This is a genomic window from Kitasatospora sp. NPDC022856, assembly GCF_055561235.1.
The window spans coordinates 398950-414374 of record NZ_JBVHHE010000001.1 but is presented as its reverse complement, the minus strand read 5'-3'; the positions used below and the strand labels follow the sequence as shown (position 1 = coordinate 414374).

Below are 15425 nucleotides of genomic sequence, written 5' to 3'. Positions count from 1 at the left end.
GGCGGCGGGATGCTGGCGGCGTGTTGGCCGTCCCCGGGGAGGTCAGAGGCCGAGCGACAGAGCGCGGGCGGCGGCGCGGTCGAGCAGGTGGTGGATGTCGGCCTGCCGGGTGGTGGGCCGGTCGTTGAACTCGTCCGGGGAGCGCACGGGGCGACCGGTGGCGTGCAGGGTCTCCATGAGCTGCACCCGGGCGGTCTGGACGGTGGTCGGGGTGCCGTAGCCGTGGACGAGGACGGCGGTCTGGGCGCCGAGGAGGCAGACCCGGCCGGTGGAGTCCCACATGGCGCCCTGCAACCAGCCCACGGCGGTGATGTACCGGGAGACGAGCCGCAGGTGGTCGCTGGCAGTCACCGGGACCGGACGAGCAGGGCGCCGGGTGAGACGGTCGAGCAGAGTGGCGTGCGGAAGCGGGTACCCGGCGTTCCAGGGCTGCACGGTGGAGCCGAGCGGCGAGATGTACGGGACTTGGACGCGGACCGGGGCGGGCAGCGTGGCCAAGTACGCCTCGATCTCAGCGACCAGGCCGGAGCCGTCGACCGTGACCAGCGGCGGCAGGTTCAGAAGGGTGATGTTCATGCGGAACTCTCCGATCTGGTCGGCTACTTGGTGCCGGTCTTGTTGATGACCTCGACACCGTCGCGGGTGGTCTTGTCGATCAGCGGGCCGGCCGAGGAGCTGGCGAGGTGGAAGCCGAGGAGGACGAGCGCGGCGACGGCCCACCAGCGCAGGCGGAGATTCCGCACGATGAACCAGGCGGCGAGCGCGAGCACCGGGAGGAGGTGCAGCGAGATGTTCATCAGGCCGTTCCTTCAGACGAGTTCGGCGACGAGGGCCGAGGCGAGCGGATCTTTGATGCCGAGCCGGATACGGAGCGTCGCGGCGTCGATCGGGTTGCCGGTACGGATGCGGTGGTCGTCGGCGACCTTCCGGGCGTGGTCGAGGAGGAAGGACGGGACGGCCGGGGCCGCAGCGGGAGCTGGTTCCGGAGCCGGGTCCGGTGCAGGAACTGGCGCGAGCTCCGGGACGGGAGGCGGCGGGAGGACTTGGGGCGGCTCGGTCACCGGCTCGGCGGTCGGGGAGTAGAGCGGCGGCAGTTCGTCAGCCGCGGGGCCGTCCTGCTCCGGTTCAACCGGTGCGGCGTCCGGCGTGGGCACGGCGGTCGAGTGGGCCAGCAGGGTCCCGCCCAGGAATGCGGCAGCGGGCCAGCCGGCGACGAGCACGCGGAGCCAGGCCGGGGCATTGCCAAGGTCGAGCAGTCCGGCGGTGCCGATGTTGGCGCCGAGTGAGGCGGCCAGGGCTATGACGAACCAGCACCAGGCGAGCCGGACCGAGGCCCCGGACCGCAGCCGGCGCCAGCCGGCGACGAGCAGCAGGTCGACGGACACCGGGTAGGCCCAGGACTTCCAGCCGGCTTGGCCGGCGGACGCGGCGAGGTCGTGCAGGTGGGCGAAGGACAGTGCGGCAGCGATCACGGCTTGCGCCAGGACGGCGTCCAGTTTGGGGAGTCGGCGCATGTCGGTTCACCTCCAGTTCGGCGGGTTGGAGACCGGGCGAGCCAGTGGTTGACCGCCCGGACTCGGCGAGTGGGTGCTACCTGGTGCGGGTCGTGCGGCGGGACGCGGCGATGTAGACGCGGCGCTGGCCGGGGTCCCGGGCGGGGTACTTCTTGACGTCGTGCACCGTCCAGAGGCGGCACAGGTCGGCGACCACAGCGGCCACGGAGTCGATGTCGCAGGTCACGCGGATCCGGATCACTGGTGCACCTCCAGCGCGACCCCGGAGCCGAGGCAGTCGAGGCACGTGGCTTCCTGCTCGGCGAGTCGGCGGTGGTGCGGGCCGCGGCCGGTGTAGACGACCTCGGTGATCTGACCGGTGCCCTCGCAGGGCTGGCAGGGCGCGGGCTTGGTCGCCGACGCGCGCTTGCGGGCGGCCACGGAAGTCACCGGTTCACGCGCTGGGCGCGGGCGGCGGTACGGGCGTCGCGGGCGACCTCGGCGGCGTCGCGGTCGCCCGGGTTGGCCTTGGCGATGCGCTCCAACAGGTCGGCCTTCTCAGCAAGCAGCGGACCGGGGTTGGCGCCGCTCTCGGCGTTGGCCTTGAGCCGGCCGATGAAGGCGCCGATCTCGGCGATGGAGGGCTTGTGGGACACGGACGTTCTCCTTCGGTTCGAGGCATGGTGGGGGTAGGGACTTGGCGCGAGGCGGTCGCGCCGACCGTGGGCGGGGAGCTACTCGGAGGCCGGGACCGGCGCGAAGACCGGCGGCGCCGAGGGCACCGGCGGGATGCTCACTGCGGTGGCAGGCGGCGCGACCAGCGGGCGGAAGGCCGCCAGGCGCGGCAGGTTCGGCACCAAGTGAACGAAGTTCGCGCAGCGGTCAGCGACTTCGGAGAGCGAGCGGTACGGCGTGCGGATCTCGGACCAGCGGCCCGAGGTGTCGCCGGCGACAGCAACCCCGGGCATGTCGGGGCTGATCCGGGTAGCGGCGAGCATGGCGGTCTCGGAGATGTCGCCGAGTCCCATGCGGGCGGTCTCCAGGTCGTTGACCCGGTGGACAGTGCGGCCGGTGAGCTGGGAACGGAGCAGCGTCGCGCCCTTGCCCAACTCCGAGCCGAAGCGCTGACCTGAGATCTCCAGGTAGATGCCGGCGGCGCGGGCGAGTTGGGCGAGCCGGATGAGCGCGATGACGATCTGATTCCGGCGTTCCTCATCGGCCTTGCCAGCGGCGAGGAAGAGTTCGGCGATCTCGTCCACCAAGACCACGATCGGCACCGGTCGGACCTTGGCGGGCAGGCCCCAGATGTCGGCGGTCACATCCTCAGCAGCTACCGAGCCGGGGACACCCTGATGAGCGCGGATCAGGTCGTAACGGTCGTCCATCTCGACCAGCAGCGCCAGCAGCAGTCCGAGCGCTTCGCCCGGATCGGTAGCCAGGGCGGACAGCCGCGGGGCGAAGGGGCGCTGTTCCACGCCGCGCTTGCAGTCGATGCCCACCAGGGCGACTGGCTGAGCGGCAAGGCCATGGACCAGGTTCCGGGTGTACATCGACTTGCCGGACTGGTTGGCGCCGAGGTTGAGCCCGTTGGGCACCTGCCGGAAGTCTCGGTAGTGGACGGTGCCGTCGGCCCGGACTGCGACCGGGACCCGCAGCAGGCCGGCGGACTTGGCGGTGGCCCGGCGCGGCATGCGGACGTTGCGCAGTACGTCGAAGCCGACCACCCGCAGGTCCACCACACCGGGCTTGACCTCCGAGGCGTACACCGCGTGGACGCCCCAGGCGTGCCGCAGACGCTCGGTGGCGTTCAGCATGTCGGCCGTCTCCTGGCCGCGGGCGAGCCGGAGCCGTATCCGGAGACCGGTCGAGCTGGCGGTGATGCTGCGGATCTTGGGCATCGCGGGGCGCGCCGGTCGGTTGGTGGCCGAGGAGGCCATCGCCCGCCAGAACGAGGGCTCGACGGTGAGGCCGCACGCCTCCATCACGTTCTCGTAGTCGCGCCGGATGCGGTGGACGGTCAGCGGCAGACCGATGGTCGCCCAGTAGGTGCGCGGGAGCTTGGCCCTCGCGTAGAGGGCGCCGGAGCCGAGAGCCGCGGCGGGGACACCCAGCTCCAGGAGCGCCGTCGTCAAGGCGTCCATGGCGATCAGGCGCTCGCGCCGGCGAAGGCCGGAGCGGAAGTGACGGTCACGGCGTCGGCGCGGAACGCGATGCCCGAGCGCTTCTGACCGTTGAACTCGTTCTCCCACGGCCGCGCGATGAGCCGGGTGACACTGACCAGCATGCCGGGCGCCAGACCGTCCGGGATGCCCGGCTGCGGGACGGTCAGGGACAGGATGTCAGCCTCGCCGTTGGCCACGAAGGTGACGTCCAGGGTGACCAGCGGCGCGCCGGTTTCGGTGTCCATAGCCATCTCGCCGGTACGGCGGTCCTTGAGCTTCGGGCGGGGCGCCTGGGCGACCATCACCAGCGCGGCGGTCGTGTCGACGGGGATGAAGCGCATGAGCTGGGCTCCTTCATCTGGTCCGGGGGGAGCTATCGACCCTCGGAGCAGCCTCACCACGGCAGATACCGGGTGTCATCAGCACCTCATGAGATCTTGTCTTCAAGTCCTCATTAGGAGTTGCTGTCCTCATGACTATGACGGCTCATCAGCTAGTCGTCAACACCTCTTTAGGACTTAGGATGAGCGGGAGACCCCGACAGGACGGTGACCAGCACCATGGCGAAGCGCTACGAGCAGATCGCGGCCAAGCTCACGGCCCAGATCGATGACGGAAGCCTGCCCCCGGGCGAGCGGCTCCCCGCTGAGACTGAGCTGGCCGACATCTACGAGGTGAGCGTCCCGACCGTGCGCCAGGCGGTCGGAGTGCTCCAGGCGCAAGGGCTGGTCGACAAGCAGCACGGCCGGGGCACGTTCGTCCGCCGGCAGCCGACCCCGGTCACGCGCGACAATCTGCGGCACCAGTGGGAGAAGGATCGTGCCCGAGAGTCGGAGACGGAGCGGCTGAAGACCGGCGCCACCGAGCACGACACCGGGCTCACCGTGAACGATCTCGTGTTCGCGGCCAAGTACGAGCAGATGCCGGCGGATGCCGACCTCGCCGCCGTGTTCGGCGTCCCCGAGGGGACCATCCTGCTCCAGCGCACCTACCGCACCCGCTACAGCGAGGAGCGCGCACCGTTCAACGTCGCCCGGTCCTACCTCGTGCTGGACATGATCGCGGGGAATCCGGACCTGCTCAGCGAGGACCAGGAGCCGTGGCCGGGCGGCACGCAGAACCAGCTCTTCAGCGTCGGCATCGAGCTGGACCGCATCGTCGAGACCTTCCGTGCCCGGCCCCCGACGCCGGAGGAAACCGAAGAACTCGGCCTGCCGATGGGTGTGTCCGTGATCGTCCTCCGGAAGACTTGCATCGACACGACAGACCGCGTGGTCGAGGTCGCCGATGTGGTGCTCCCGGGTGACCGTACCGAAATGGTCTACACAACCAAGCTGAACAGGTGGTGAGCATGACCAACCTCGTTACCGTCATCACGGCTGTCCACGGCCCGAGCGCCGAGTATCTGGCGGACGCCTACAAGTCTTTGCTGGAGCAGGACTTGCCGGACGGCTGGGACTGGCAGTGGGTGATCCAGGAAGACAGCGAGACGGACGACGTTGCCCCGCATGTCCCGGACGACGCTCGGATCAGCTTCGGCCAGGGCCGACACGGGCGGGCGGGCATGGCGCGCACGATGGGGCTGTCCCGGGCCACCGGGCAGTTCGTGAAGGTGCTCGACGCCGACGACATGTTGCCGCCGGGGACGCTGGCTCGGGATCTTGCCGTGCTCACCAGCCGGCCGGACGTGGCGTGGACGACGTCCCGCGTGCTCGACCTGTTGCCGGACGGCAGCATGGTGGGCTTCGACCAGGACCCGCCGGCCGGACCGGTAGAGCGCGGCGAGGTGCTGGAGCACTGGAAGGCGCACGACTTCCGCGCCCAGGTGCACCCGGCGACGCTGTGTGTTCGGCGGGACCTGCTGCTCGCGCTCGGCGGATGGATGGCGCTTCCGGCATCCGAGGACACCGGGCTGCTGCTGGCGCTCAACGCGGTCAGCCGCGGGTGGTTCATCGAGGACACCGGGCTGCTGTACCGGAAGTGGCCCGGACAGAGCACCCACCAGGCGGCGCACAGCCAGGAGGTGGAGCGAGCGGCTCGCATGGCTGTCGTCCAGGCCCGGGCGGAGGCGCTGTTGGCGCTGGAGAACTGGCGGATCGACGCCGGCTGAGCGCGATGCGGCAGGACCGGCCCTGGCAGTTCGCTGGGGCCGTTTTGCTGCCCGGGCTCAGGCTCGGTCGGTCGACTCGCCAGCGGTCCGGGCGCCAGGCAGCAGGAGCCCACGAGCGGTGTGTCGATCACCCTCAAAGCGGCCCCCGACACCAAGGTCGGCGCGAGCGGCCTCATGGAACCGGTTGATCGCCTTGAACGCCTCGGTGTGCAAGGCCCGCCAGTCGGCAAGAGAGCCGTCGACCATCCCACGAGCCTGCCAGCCGATCGCTGCAAGGGTCTCCTGGATCGCGTGAGCTGCCTCGATCACCTCGTCGCCGGCGAGCAGCATGACCCGCTCGAACGCCTTGGCCTGGTCCCCACCTGCTTCGGTCAGCTCCATCGACAGCTCGTGTTCAGTGCGAGGCATCTGCCGGATCTCTTCCCGGACTTCGTACAGGAGGACCGAGATGTGGATCGTGGTTCGGACCTGCCCGACGTAGTCGGCGTAGGCGTCCAGCTTCTTCTCGTCCCAGCGGAGCCGCAGCCCGTCCTTGCGCCTGCTCCGCTCCATCAGGCTGTTCGTCAGGTACGTCGTGAGCCCACCGAGAACCACGGCCGCGATGGTCACAAGCTGGGTGATCGTATCCATGTCCCCCGCGCAGGATGGTGAAGAACCGTCAGTTCAGAGCTTGCCGATCATAGGCGGCCAGCGGGCCCAGGAGCAGGGGAGGGGGAGGTAGGAGGGGTGGGATGAAGGGGCGGAGGGGTGCGTAAAACTCTTCTCTACGGGTTCAAGGGCGCGCGCGGCGCGCCAGCGCGCGGCCTTGCCGCTCGCCGCCGCTCCTGTCTGCGCCCCACGACGGCGGCGGCTGGCCGCGCCAGGCGGGAGGACATGGGTACAGGTCACTACCGGCCGTGGCTGGTGACGGGCGGCTCCACGGTTTTACCCACCTGCCAGGACCGGGACCCGCGTCGAGCAAGACCGGGGGGCCACTCGGCCAAATTGCGGTCAGGCCCAAAAGCCCTGACCGAGTCGCAACAGCTTACGGCCCCCCGATCATGCTCGACCCCAGACCAGACAGGACACCGGCCAAAACCGCTCCACCGCCCGAGCGAGCAGTGTGCCTGGGCGGCCCTAGTGCGCTTCCCCGCTTATGTGGGAGACCTGCATCAGTCGATACTTCGTCCGCCGTTCTCCCACCGTCTCGTCGATTATCGTCGTACCGACGATGAGAACGTCGTAGTGGTCTTGAACGGTCGCGTGTGAGGCTTGAGGCCAGGCGAGATCGTCAATCTTTCCCTCGTAGTCGGATGCGGGGATTGATGATTCGTCGCGAAAGCCGAAGGTGCGGCGCTCGGTGTCGATCTTATATAGCATCATCCGGCGTCGGATCTCGATTACCTGATCTTCGGGCACGAGGCGTTTGAGAGTCTTGGAGAACTCCTGAAGCTTTTCCCAGGAGAGCTCCCTCTTGGCGTAGGGGATATGTGCGCCAGCTGCAGCAACCGTGACGTCGCCGCCGGTTTCTACAAACTTCTCGATTAGAACCCTAAAGCTCTTGGCTGCGCGAGGCTTGATCTCGGTCAGCTTCCCCGAGAGTTCTGAGTACTCCAGATTCGTATCCAAAAGCTCGATGAGCTTCTCTGTGACCTGAACAAAGAGAGAATCCCCCAGGAGGTCGTCGAGTTCATTGGATGCCATTTCGAGCATAAAACTGGCCGCAGAAGCCCCAACCACGGAGATCGCGGTCTGACCTGTGACGTCCGCTGGGATCTTTCCTCGCTGGGCCGGATTGATCTCTCGCAGTGCATAGCCGAGATTGTCATACACGGCCTGGGTCTGAATGAGTAGAGAGCCGATCGAACGCGCAGGCGCCTCGCTGCGGGAGAATTTAGGTAGCTTCACACGCAAGCGCAGCCTGGTCCGGCTCTCTTGCCGGGCTTTGGTCTCGATGGTGCTCTCGGGGTCGGCAAGCGGCAGAGTGTGGGTAGCTAGGTCTAGGCAGTGCCCCTTTTCAGGGAGCCAATCGTCCGGGATTTCTGCAGGGGAAATTGGCGTCACTGAATCCCGGTTGACTGGGTCGTGTGGAAGGAATGCGCGAAATACGAATCCTTCTGGCGACTCGACAGCTGACCTGAGCGGGATTCCTCCGGATCTGACCATTTCCAGGCGAGATTTGGAGATCGGAAGATAGAGCCAGTCATCCCCATCCTCGCCCTCGGCCGCCCAGAGTGCGAGGTAGATTTGATCGGTGAGTGAAATGCAACTGAAGACGCGGGGTCCGTCATAGAAGACATAGGTCTCTAGGATCTTGAGATCGCCAAGCAATGTTTTGTCTGGCATCCAATTCATGGCGTTACCTCGAACCCCTCCCACGACGCATCATTCAATGTGCGCCACCAAGTGTGATGAGTGCACTTTGCATGTCGCGGCGTATGCTTCAGCCTTCCCGATCCGGTGATATCTCCGACTGCGATCTTCTTCTTCCTGAGGGGCCCTACAGCCGCTCTTGTGCTCTCCGCATCTGCAGCGTCGGCGAAGACACTCAGCCCTGCGGCCGTGCAGTCGTCAGGCCAGAACCGAGAGCGTACGCGCCCAGCTGCGAGCATCTCATGATGGTTGAGGAAGTCCTCCCGTGTGGGGGGGTTTCCGTCGACCAGCCGATAGAAGTGCCCAGTCGCCGGCACGGCGTCCATCGGGGGGCAAGCCTCAGGGAAGCTTTCGGGCCAAGTCTCCAAGAACAACCCCCAACAGCCGACGCAAGCAAGTGTTGCCTACTGCACTGACAACGCGGTCTCGTCCGATCTTGGGGGAGGGTGGGGGGTGCAGGAAGCTGCGCGGCCCAACCGTTCTTCAATAGTGACCACAACCACTGGCTCGATGGCCCTGTGTGACCGAAGGGGTGACTGATGCAGGCACTGTAGTCTGATTCGCCAGGTGGAGATATGCTGAATCGTCTTCTATCACCCATTTGGGTGGTTTGCGGTAACGTGACCGCGATTGTGGCGGAGGCTTCTTGCCTCGTGTGTGGAACAGTTCAGTAGTGAACCGGGGGCGTAGCGATCCGGGAAATGCCAGCTGGACGGGCTGCGCTTGGCAGACTGCAGATCTGCTGGCATCCGCACACCGTCTCCAGGCCGTGCCGTAGCCGCGCCAGATCGGGCGGTACGTGGCGGTAAGCCGGGGGTGCTGGCGGTGTGGAGGCGGGCGGATGGCCAGGCCTACCGGGTAGCAGGTCGGCGCGGGTGCACCACGCCAAGCCTTACAAAGCAGATGTCGGCGGTTCGAAACCGTCCGCGCCCACCAGCCCAAATGCCCCGGACCGATCATGGTCCGGGGCATTTGACATCTCAGACCGACATCAGTGACGACGCTTGAGCAGTCGGTCCATGTTCCCGAGCGCCTCGCGCTGGGTGTCCTGGGCCACGTGATCAGGTGAGGTTGGCGGGAAGAGCCCGGTCCCGTCCGCCCTTCCCATGCGTACATCGAGAACGCCGGCCCCTTCCAGCTGCGCGAGCGCGCGCCGGACAGTTTCCCGAGCGGCACCAGTCCTCTGGGCGAGTCGAGCGTCTGAGCGATCGCGGTGAGTCGGTCGAGCACCGGGGTACCTCGGGCTCGGCGCCCGCGACGACCCAACTGACACCGGGCTGCGATCGGATCAGGCCCTTGGCAGCCAGAACATCGAGCGCGCGCTTCACCGTGGTGCGGGCGACGGAGTACTCCTCCACCAGCGCGGCTTCAGAGGGAAGCGACGTCATCGTAGAGTCCCTGCCAAGGCCTTTCTGGTCGCCGGTGCAGATGTCGCAATCCACCGGTCGGCCCGCGGAGTCGACAGCGGCACGGACCTTGCTGCTCAACCCGCCCCCGGAGCGGCCGAGTACGGCTCTCGCGGCCAGTCCGGACGACTCGTGGTGGGCCCGGGACGATCGTCGGCCCAGGTCGGGACGGTTGTTCTGGTCTGGGCCGCAGGCGTTTGCGGGGAGGGGGCGGGTGGGCGGATTGATCATCGGGGGAGCGGGTAGCCCCGGGGCATGATCGGAGGTGATCGCTGATGGGCGGACAGACTTCGGCCGAGGTGGCCGGGGAGGCCGACGGGCCGGCGCAGGGTGAGAGTCGGGCCGAGCTGTCGTCGCGGCTGAACTGGTTGCGGGCGGCCGTGCTCGGGGCCAATGACGGTGTGGTCTCGACGGCGGGAATCGTGACCGGTGTCGCCGGGGCGTCGGGTTCGCGGACGGCGCTGGTGGTGGCGGGGGTGGCGGGTCTGCTGGCCGGGGCGATGTCGATGGCGGCCGGAGAGTACGTCTCGGTCAGCACGCAACGTGACACCGAGCAGGCCGCGTTGGCGAAGGAGCGGCGCGAGCTGGCGGAGGATCCGGAGGGGGAGCTGGACGAGTTGACCGACTTCTTCCGGGGCGCCGGGCTCGACGACGGCCTGGCCCGTCGGGTGGCCGTGGAGCTCACCGAGCGGGACGCGCTGGCGGCGCACGCGCACACCGAGCTGGGGATCGACCCGGAGGCGCTCACCAACCCCTGGCAGGCGGCGTTCGCCAGCGCCGCCGCGTTCACGCTGGGGGCGCTGGTGCCGTTGCTCGCCGTGCTGTTGCCGCCGGAGTCCTGGCGGCTGGGCGTGACGGTGGCGGCCGTCCTGCTGGCGCTCACCGCGTCGGGCTGGGTGAGCGCCCGGCTGGGCGGCGCGGGGCCGCTGCGGGCAGTGCTGCGGAACGTGGCGGGCGGCTCGCTGGCGATGGTCGTCACCTACAGCGGCGGTGTCCTGCTCGACCGGGTGACGGGCGGCTGACCGGCACCTGACCGGCGTCCGAGCGGGTGCGGGGCCAGGGAGGCTGTGTTTGTGTGAGCGCAGACTGCTTGGGAGAGGTGAACCACGGTGACCATGCCCCCGTTCGGATCGAGCGATCCGTTCTCCGACCTGCTCAGCCGGTTCTTCGGCATGAGTCCGACGGCCTCCCCGCCCGCCGTGCAGCGGGTGCCGATCGGGCGGCTGCTGAGCGAGTCCTCGCAGGAGTTGCTGGCGCTCGCCGCGCGACGCGCCACCGAGGACGGGAGCAGCGACCTCGACACCGCTCATCTGGTCTGGGCCGCCACCAAGGTGGAGGCCTCGCGGCGGATGCTGGAGCGTGCCGGCATCGACCCCGAGCAGCTCGCCGAGGACCTGGGCAGGGAACTGCCGTCCGGGGGCGGGGCGCAGACGCCGGGCGGCCGCCCGGCGCTCACGCCGTCCGCCAAGCGCGCGCTGCTCGCCGCGCACGCCCGTTCCCAGGAGGCCGGCGCGTCGTACATCGGGCCGGAGCACATCCTCGGCGCGCTGCTGGACGAGGAGCGCTCCGGCGCCGGCACGGCGCTGCGCAACGCGGCGCCCTCGCCGGAGGCGCTGCGCACGGTGATGGAAGGGCGCGGGACGGGTGGTGAGCGCAGCGGCACCGGCGCGCGCCCGAGCCAGACGCCCACGCTGGACGAGTACGGCCGGGACCTGACCGAGGAGGCGCGGGCGGGCAGGCTGGATCCGGTGGTCGGCCGGGCCGAGGAGATCGAGCAGACCGTCGAGATCCTCTCCCGCCGGACCAAGAACAACCCGGTGCTGATCGGCGAGCCCGGCGTCGGCAAGACCGCCATCGTGGAGGGTCTGGCGCAGCGGATCGTCTCCGGGGACGTGCCGCAGAGCCTGCGGGAGAAGCGGGTGGTCGCCCTCGACCTCACCGGGCTGGTGGCGGGTTCCAAGTACCGGGGCGAGTTCGAGGAGCGGCTGAAGAGCGTGATCGACGAGGTCACGGCGGCCGAGAAGAGCGTGATCCTCTTCCTGGACGAGCTGCACACCGTGGTCGGCGCCGGCGGTGGCGGCGAGGGTTCGATGGACGCGGGCAACATCCTCAAGCCGGCGCTGGCCCGCGGCGAACTGAGCGTGGTGGGCGCCACCACCCTCGACGAGTACCGCAAGCACGTGGAGAAGGACGCCGCGTTGGAGCGCCGCTTCCAGCCGGTGCTGGTGCCGGAGCCGAGCGTCGAGGAGACGGTCGAGATCCTGCACGGGCTGCGTGACGCCTACGAGGCGCACCACCAGGTGCGGTTCACCGACGAGGCGCTGGACGCCGCCGCGAGCCTCTCCGACCGCTACGTGAGTGACCGTTTCCTGCCCGACAAGGCGATCGACCTGCTGGACCAGGCCGGTGCGCGGGTGCGGCTGCGCAGCCTGAGCGGCTCCACCGAGGCGATGCCGGTGCAGGACCGGATCACCAAGCTGCGCCGGGAGCTGGAGGAGGCCGTCGCGGACGAGGAGTTCGTGCGGGCCGCCAACCTCAAGACCGAGCTGCGGCAGACCGAGGACGAGCTGGCCGCGGTCAGGGAGTCGCGCGAGGAGGTCGTCGCGGTCACCGCGGAGGACATCGCGCAGGTGCTCTCGGGCCGGACGGGCATCCCGGTCGCGGAGCTGAACGCGACCGAGCGCGAGCGGCTGCTCCAACTGGAGGAGCACCTGCACCGGAAGGTGATCGGGCAGGACCAGGCCGTCACGGCGGTCGCCCAGGCGGTGCGGCGCGGCCGGGCCGGGATGGGCGACCCGGAGCGGCCGACCGGGTCCTTCCTGTTCCTCGGGCCGACCGGCGTCGGCAAGACCGAACTCGCGAAGGCGCTGGCCGAGCTGCTGTTCGGTGACCCGGACCGCATGATCCGCTTCGACATGAGCGAGTTCCAGGAGAAGCACACCGTCTCCCGGCTGGTCGGCTCGCCGCCCGGGTACGTCGGCTACGACGAGGCGGGGCAGCTCACCGAGGCGGTCCGCCGCAAGCCGTACAGCGTGCTGCTCTTCGACGAGGTGGAGAAGGCGCATCCGGACGTCTTCAACCTGCTGCTCCAGGTGCTGGACGACGGGCGGCTGACGGACGCCCAGGGGCGTACGGTCGACTTCCGCAACACCGTGGTGATCATGACCAGCAACATCGGCTCGCAGCGGATCCTGGAGCACGCGGGCGACGTGGACGAGATCAGGGACGACCTGATGGGGGACCTGCGGACGCACTTCCGGCCGGAGTTCCTCAACCGGATCGACGAGGTGATCGTCTTCCACGCGCTCTCCCGCAAGGACCTCCTGAAGGTGGTCGACCTGATGCTGGAGCGGAGCCGGCGCCGGCTGAAGGCGCAGAACATCGACCTGGAGATCACCGACGGGGCCAAGGAGTGGCTGGTCAACCGGGGCTACCAGCCGGAGTTCGGGGCGCGGCCGCTGCGCCGCACCATCCAGTCCGAGCTGGACAACCGGATCTCCAACCTGCTGCTGGACGGCACGGTGCGGGAGGGGGACACGCTGATCGCGGAGGTGGACGGGGGCGAGCTGGTGGTGGCGCTGGCCCGGCCGGAGCCCTCGGCGAAGGCGGAGGACGCCTGGGCGAAGGCCGCCGATCCGCAGTAGCGGTGCGGTCGGCTGTGCCGGTGCGGACCAGGTCGGACCGGTCAGCGAGGTTCGGGCGTACTCCCGCGGGAGTACGCCCGAACGCCACCCCGGGGTGACGCGGTGGGCCGGGCCCGGGGTCTAGCCTTCCGGGCATGACGCCGCGTACACCCAAGCCGTCGCGGGCGCACCCCGGGCCGTCGTCGTCGGAGGAGCCGCCCGTGTCGGGAATGCCCCCTGGGGCGGGAGAGCATCCCCGGCCGGGGTCCGCCATGCCCGAGGGCGGGCGGGCCGAGCCCTGGCGCCCGCCGTGGGTGCGGGCGGCGAAGGCCGGCTGGCCGGTCGCCACCGCGCTGGTCGTCGCGGCGGTGCAGGTGGTGGGGTCCACAGCGGCCGCCGGCCACCAGAGCGGACGGGTCCAGCTGGACCCGTTCGGCTACCTGCTGCTGCTCCTCGGGCCGGCGTTGCTGGTGCTGCGCCGCCGGCGGCCGGTGGCGGCGGTGGCGGGGAGCTCGGCCGTCACGGTGCTGTACCTGGCCGCCGGCTATCCGTACGGGCCGGTCTTCGCCAGCTGGGTGATCGCCTGCTGCGTGGCGGTCGCCTCCGGGCACCGGCAGGCCGCCTGGGCGGGCCTCGGCGGGGTCTACCTCGCCCATGTGCTGATCACCTTCGTGGTGCCGGCCGACTGGCTGCGTACGGAGCCGCAGCAGATCGCCTGGTGGCAGGAGCTCGGGCTGGTGGCCTGGCTGCTGCTGGTGCTGTCGGTGGCCGAGATCGTCCGGTTCCGGCGGGAGCAGCTCGCCGCCCACCGCGAGTACCGCCAGCAGCAGGAGCAGCGCCGGGCCGACGAGGAACGGCTGCGGATGGCGCGCGAGTTGCACGACATCCTGGCGCACAGCCTGTCGCTGATCACGGTCCAGGCCGGGGTCGCGCTGGAACTGATCGACAGCAGGCCGGAGCAGGCCCGTACGGCGCTCACGACGATCAAGGCGACCAGCAAGGAGGCCCTCGGCGAGGTCCGCCAGGTGCTGGGGACGCTGCGCGGGCCGGGTACGGCCGCGCCGCGCGGTCCGGCGCCCGGGCTGGCCCGGCTCGACGAGCTGACCGAGCAGGCGCAGCGGGCCGGGCTGGCCGTCGAGGTGCGCGAGACGGGCGACCGGCGCGCACCGGCCGCCGGCGTCGACCTCACGGCGTTCCGGATCGTCCAGGAGGCGTTGACCAACGTGATCCGGCACTCGGTGGCCCGGCGGGCCACGGTCGGTCTGGACTGGTCGGACCCGACCGCGCTGGTCGTCACGGTCGACGACCCCGGTCCGGCCGCGGTCGGCGACGCGGGTGGCACCGGCAGCGGGCTCATCGGCATGCGGGAGCGGGCCGCCGCGTTCGGCGGAGCCATCACGGCGGGGCCGCTGGTCGGCGGCGGATTCCGGGTCCGGGCGACGCTGCCCACGACCGGTGCGGAGGACGAGTGATCCGGGTACTGCTGGCGGAGGACGAGTGATTCGGGTACTGCTGGCGGACGACCAGTTGCTGGTGCGGGCGGGCTTCCGGGCGCTGCTCGACCAGCAGGACGACCTCACGGTGGTCGGTGAGGCGGACGACGGCGACGCCGCCGTCCGGCTCGCCCGCGAACTCCGCCCGGACGTCGTCCTGATGGACATCCGGATGCCTCGCACGGACGGGCTGGAGGCGACCCGGCGGATCGCCGCCGATCCGGCCCTGACCGAGGTGCGGGTGGTCGTGCTGACCACCTTCGAGCTGGACGAGTACGTCTTCGAGGCCCTGCGATCGGGGGCGGCCGGCTTCCTGGTCAAGGACACCGAGCCGGCCGAGCTGCTGCGTGCCGTCCGGGTCGCGGCCGCGGGGGACGCGCTGCTCTCGCCGGGGGTGACGCGCCGTCTGATCGGCGAGTTCGCCGCCCGCTCCAAGGCGCCGGAGCAGACCCCGGCGGGGCTCTCGGACGTCTCGGCGCTCACCGAGCGGGAGCGGGAGGTGCTGGCGCTGGTGGGTCTGGGGCTGTCCAACGCGGACATCGCCCGCCGACTGGTGGTCAGCCCGCTGACCGTCAAGACGCACGTCAGCCGGGCGATGGTGAAGCTCGGTGTGCGGGACCGGGCGCAACTCGTCGTGCTGGCCTACGAGTCGGGGCTGGTCCGGCCCGGCTGGCTGGGCTGAGCGCGGCTTCCGGCGGGTGGGGGCCCGGGTCTGGACGACGTCCCGACCCGGGCCTTCTCGTATGCCCTGGGCCGTCCCGCACGCCCTGGGCCGGTACGTCGTAC

The 15425-nt window shown here is 69.8% G+C and carries 17 protein-coding genes; 6 read left to right on the top strand and 11 right to left on the bottom strand.

Translation table 11 applies throughout. From position 1 onward, the window contains the following. Positions 1 to 42: 42 nt before the first annotated feature. From ACZ34W_RS01860 to ACZ34W_RS01825, 8 genes are all read right to left on the bottom strand, one after another. The gene (locus ACZ34W_RS01860; RefSeq protein WP_465600779.1) at positions 43 to 576 is read right to left on the bottom strand and encodes a DUF6197 family protein; all 534 of its coding nucleotides are present in this window, start codon (positions 574 to 576) and stop codon (positions 43 to 45) included. A 23-nt stretch (positions 577 to 599) separates the two neighbouring features. Next, positions 600 to 797: a hypothetical protein gene (locus tag ACZ34W_RS01855; protein ID WP_465600776.1), complete on the bottom strand. Its 198-nt coding sequence runs from the start codon at positions 795 to 797 to the stop codon at positions 600 to 602. Positions 798 to 809: 12 nt separating this feature from the next. Beyond that, positions 810 to 1514: a DUF2637 domain-containing protein gene (locus ACZ34W_RS01850; RefSeq protein ID WP_465600773.1), complete on the bottom strand. Its 705-nt coding sequence runs from the start codon at positions 1512 to 1514 to the stop codon at positions 810 to 812. A 76-nt stretch (positions 1515 to 1590) separates the two neighbouring features. Continuing rightward, positions 1591 to 1755 carry a hypothetical protein gene (locus ACZ34W_RS01845; RefSeq protein WP_465600770.1) on the bottom strand — a complete coding sequence of 55 codons (165 nt, stop codon included), beginning with the start codon at positions 1753 to 1755 and terminating at the stop codon, positions 1591 to 1593. Further along, positions 1752 to 1934: a hypothetical protein gene (locus ACZ34W_RS01840; protein ID WP_465600768.1), complete on the bottom strand. Its 183-nt coding sequence runs from the start codon at positions 1932 to 1934 to the stop codon at positions 1752 to 1754. The genes ACZ34W_RS01845 and ACZ34W_RS01840 overlap by 4 nt, the downstream gene beginning before the upstream one ends. Positions 1935 to 1939: 5 nt before the next feature. Next, the gene (locus ACZ34W_RS01835; RefSeq protein WP_465600765.1) at positions 1940 to 2149 is read right to left on the bottom strand and encodes a hypothetical protein; all 210 of its coding nucleotides are present in this window, start codon (positions 2147 to 2149) and stop codon (positions 1940 to 1942) included. A 78-nt stretch (positions 2150 to 2227) separates the two neighbouring features. Then, on the bottom strand, positions 2228 to 3634 hold the full coding sequence (locus tag ACZ34W_RS01830) for an FtsK/SpoIIIE domain-containing protein (protein ID WP_465600762.1): 1407 nt from the start codon (positions 3632 to 3634) through the stop codon (positions 2228 to 2230). Between the two features lie 5 nt (positions 3635 to 3639). After that, a complete protein-coding gene (locus tag ACZ34W_RS01825; protein ID WP_352289669.1) occupies positions 3640 to 3996 on the bottom strand; it encodes an SCO3933 family regulatory protein in 357 nt (118 codons plus the stop codon). A 219-nt stretch (positions 3997 to 4215) separates the two neighbouring features. On the opposite strand from ACZ34W_RS01825, the gene ACZ34W_RS01820 reads away from it, so the two are divergent. Together ACZ34W_RS01820 and ACZ34W_RS01815 are read left to right on the top strand one after the other, a co-directional pair. Then, positions 4216 to 5004 (top strand): GntR family transcriptional regulator, encoded by a 789-nt coding sequence (locus tag ACZ34W_RS01820; protein WP_465600757.1) that lies wholly within the window; start codon positions 4216 to 4218, stop codon positions 5002 to 5004. A gap of 2 nt (positions 5005 to 5006) precedes the next feature. Beyond that, the gene (locus ACZ34W_RS01815; RefSeq protein ID WP_465600754.1) at positions 5007 to 5765 is read left to right on the top strand and encodes a glycosyltransferase; all 759 of its coding nucleotides are present in this window, start codon (positions 5007 to 5009) and stop codon (positions 5763 to 5765) included. Positions 5766 to 5822: 57 nt separating this feature from the next. Here the strand turns inward: ACZ34W_RS01815 and ACZ34W_RS01810 are convergent, their stop codons facing one another. The 3 genes from ACZ34W_RS01810 to ACZ34W_RS01800 all read right to left on the bottom strand — a co-directional run bounded on the left by ACZ34W_RS01810 (position 5823) and on the right by ACZ34W_RS01800 (position 9505). Further along, complete coding sequence (locus tag ACZ34W_RS01810) at positions 5823 to 6395, bottom strand: hypothetical protein (protein WP_465600751.1); 573 nt, start codon at positions 6393 to 6395, stop codon at positions 5823 to 5825. A 486-nt stretch (positions 6396 to 6881) separates the two neighbouring features. After that, positions 6882 to 8090 carry a DUF6575 domain-containing protein gene (locus ACZ34W_RS01805; protein ID WP_465600748.1) on the bottom strand — a complete coding sequence of 403 codons (1209 nt, stop codon included), beginning with the start codon at positions 8088 to 8090 and terminating at the stop codon, positions 6882 to 6884. Positions 8091 to 9178: 1088 nt separating this feature from the next. Beyond that, positions 9179 to 9505: a GntR family transcriptional regulator gene (locus tag ACZ34W_RS01800; protein ID WP_465601164.1), complete on the bottom strand. Its 327-nt coding sequence runs from the start codon at positions 9503 to 9505 to the stop codon at positions 9179 to 9181. 293 nt (positions 9506 to 9798) lie between these two features. Here ACZ34W_RS01800 and ACZ34W_RS01795 point away from each other — a divergent pair, with 293 nt between their 5' ends. The 4 genes from ACZ34W_RS01795 (at position 9799) to ACZ34W_RS01780 (ending at position 15321) form a co-directional block, all read left to right on the top strand. Continuing rightward, positions 9799 to 10545, top strand: a complete 747-nt coding sequence (locus ACZ34W_RS01795; RefSeq protein WP_329487463.1) for a VIT1/CCC1 transporter family protein — start codon at positions 9799 to 9801, stop codon at positions 10543 to 10545. A 93-nt stretch (positions 10546 to 10638) separates the two neighbouring features. Continuing rightward, the gene (locus ACZ34W_RS01790) at positions 10639 to 13167 is read left to right on the top strand and encodes an ATP-dependent Clp protease ATP-binding subunit (protein ID WP_442906939.1); all 2529 of its coding nucleotides are present in this window, start codon (positions 10639 to 10641) and stop codon (positions 13165 to 13167) included. A gap of 251 nt (positions 13168 to 13418) precedes the next feature. Further along, positions 13419 to 14618: a sensor histidine kinase gene (locus tag ACZ34W_RS01785; RefSeq protein WP_465600744.1), complete on the top strand. Its 1200-nt coding sequence runs from the start codon at positions 13419 to 13421 to the stop codon at positions 14616 to 14618. Between the two features lie 25 nt (positions 14619 to 14643). Then, complete coding sequence (locus ACZ34W_RS01780) at positions 14644 to 15321, top strand: response regulator transcription factor (RefSeq protein ID WP_329487460.1); 678 nt, start codon at positions 14644 to 14646, stop codon at positions 15319 to 15321. Positions 15322 to 15425: the final 104 nt, after the last annotated feature.

Coding starts and splice junctions, on each gene's coding strand:
- ACZ34W_RS01860 (WP_465600779.1), bottom strand. CDS start 576: ATGAACATCACCCTTCTGAACCTGCCGCCGCTGGTCACGGTCGACGGC.
- ACZ34W_RS01855 (WP_465600776.1), bottom strand. CDS start 797: ATGAACATCTCGCTGCACCTCCTCCCGGTGCTCGCGCTCGCCGCCTGG.
- ACZ34W_RS01850 (WP_465600773.1), bottom strand. CDS start 1,514: ATGCGCCGACTCCCCAAACTGGACGCCGTCCTGGCGCAAGCCGTGATC.
- ACZ34W_RS01830 (WP_465600762.1), bottom strand. CDS start 3,634: ATGGACGCCTTGACGACGGCGCTCCTGGAGCTGGGTGTCCCCGCCGCG.
- ACZ34W_RS01825 (WP_352289669.1), bottom strand. CDS start 3,996: ATGCGCTTCATCCCCGTCGACACGACCGCCGCGCTGGTGATGGTCGCC.
- ACZ34W_RS01820 (WP_465600757.1), top strand. CDS start 4,216: ATGGCGAAGCGCTACGAGCAGATCGCGGCCAAGCTCACGGCCCAGATC.
- ACZ34W_RS01815 (WP_465600754.1), top strand. CDS start 5,007: ATGACCAACCTCGTTACCGTCATCACGGCTGTCCACGGCCCGAGCGCC.
- ACZ34W_RS01810 (WP_465600751.1), bottom strand. CDS start 6,395: ATGGATACGATCACCCAGCTTGTGACCATCGCGGCCGTGGTTCTCGGT.
- ACZ34W_RS01805 (WP_465600748.1), bottom strand. CDS start 8,090: ATGCCAGACAAAACATTGCTTGGCGATCTCAAGATCCTAGAGACCTAT.
- ACZ34W_RS01800 (WP_465601164.1), bottom strand. CDS start 9,505: ATGACGTCGCTTCCCTCTGAAGCCGCGCTGGTGGAGGAGTACTCCGTC.
- ACZ34W_RS01795 (WP_329487463.1), top strand. CDS start 9,799: ATGGGCGGACAGACTTCGGCCGAGGTGGCCGGGGAGGCCGACGGGCCG.
- ACZ34W_RS01790 (WP_442906939.1), top strand. CDS start 10,639: ATGCCCCCGTTCGGATCGAGCGATCCGTTCTCCGACCTGCTCAGCCGG.
- ACZ34W_RS01785 (WP_465600744.1), top strand. CDS start 13,419: ATGCCCGAGGGCGGGCGGGCCGAGCCCTGGCGCCCGCCGTGGGTGCGG.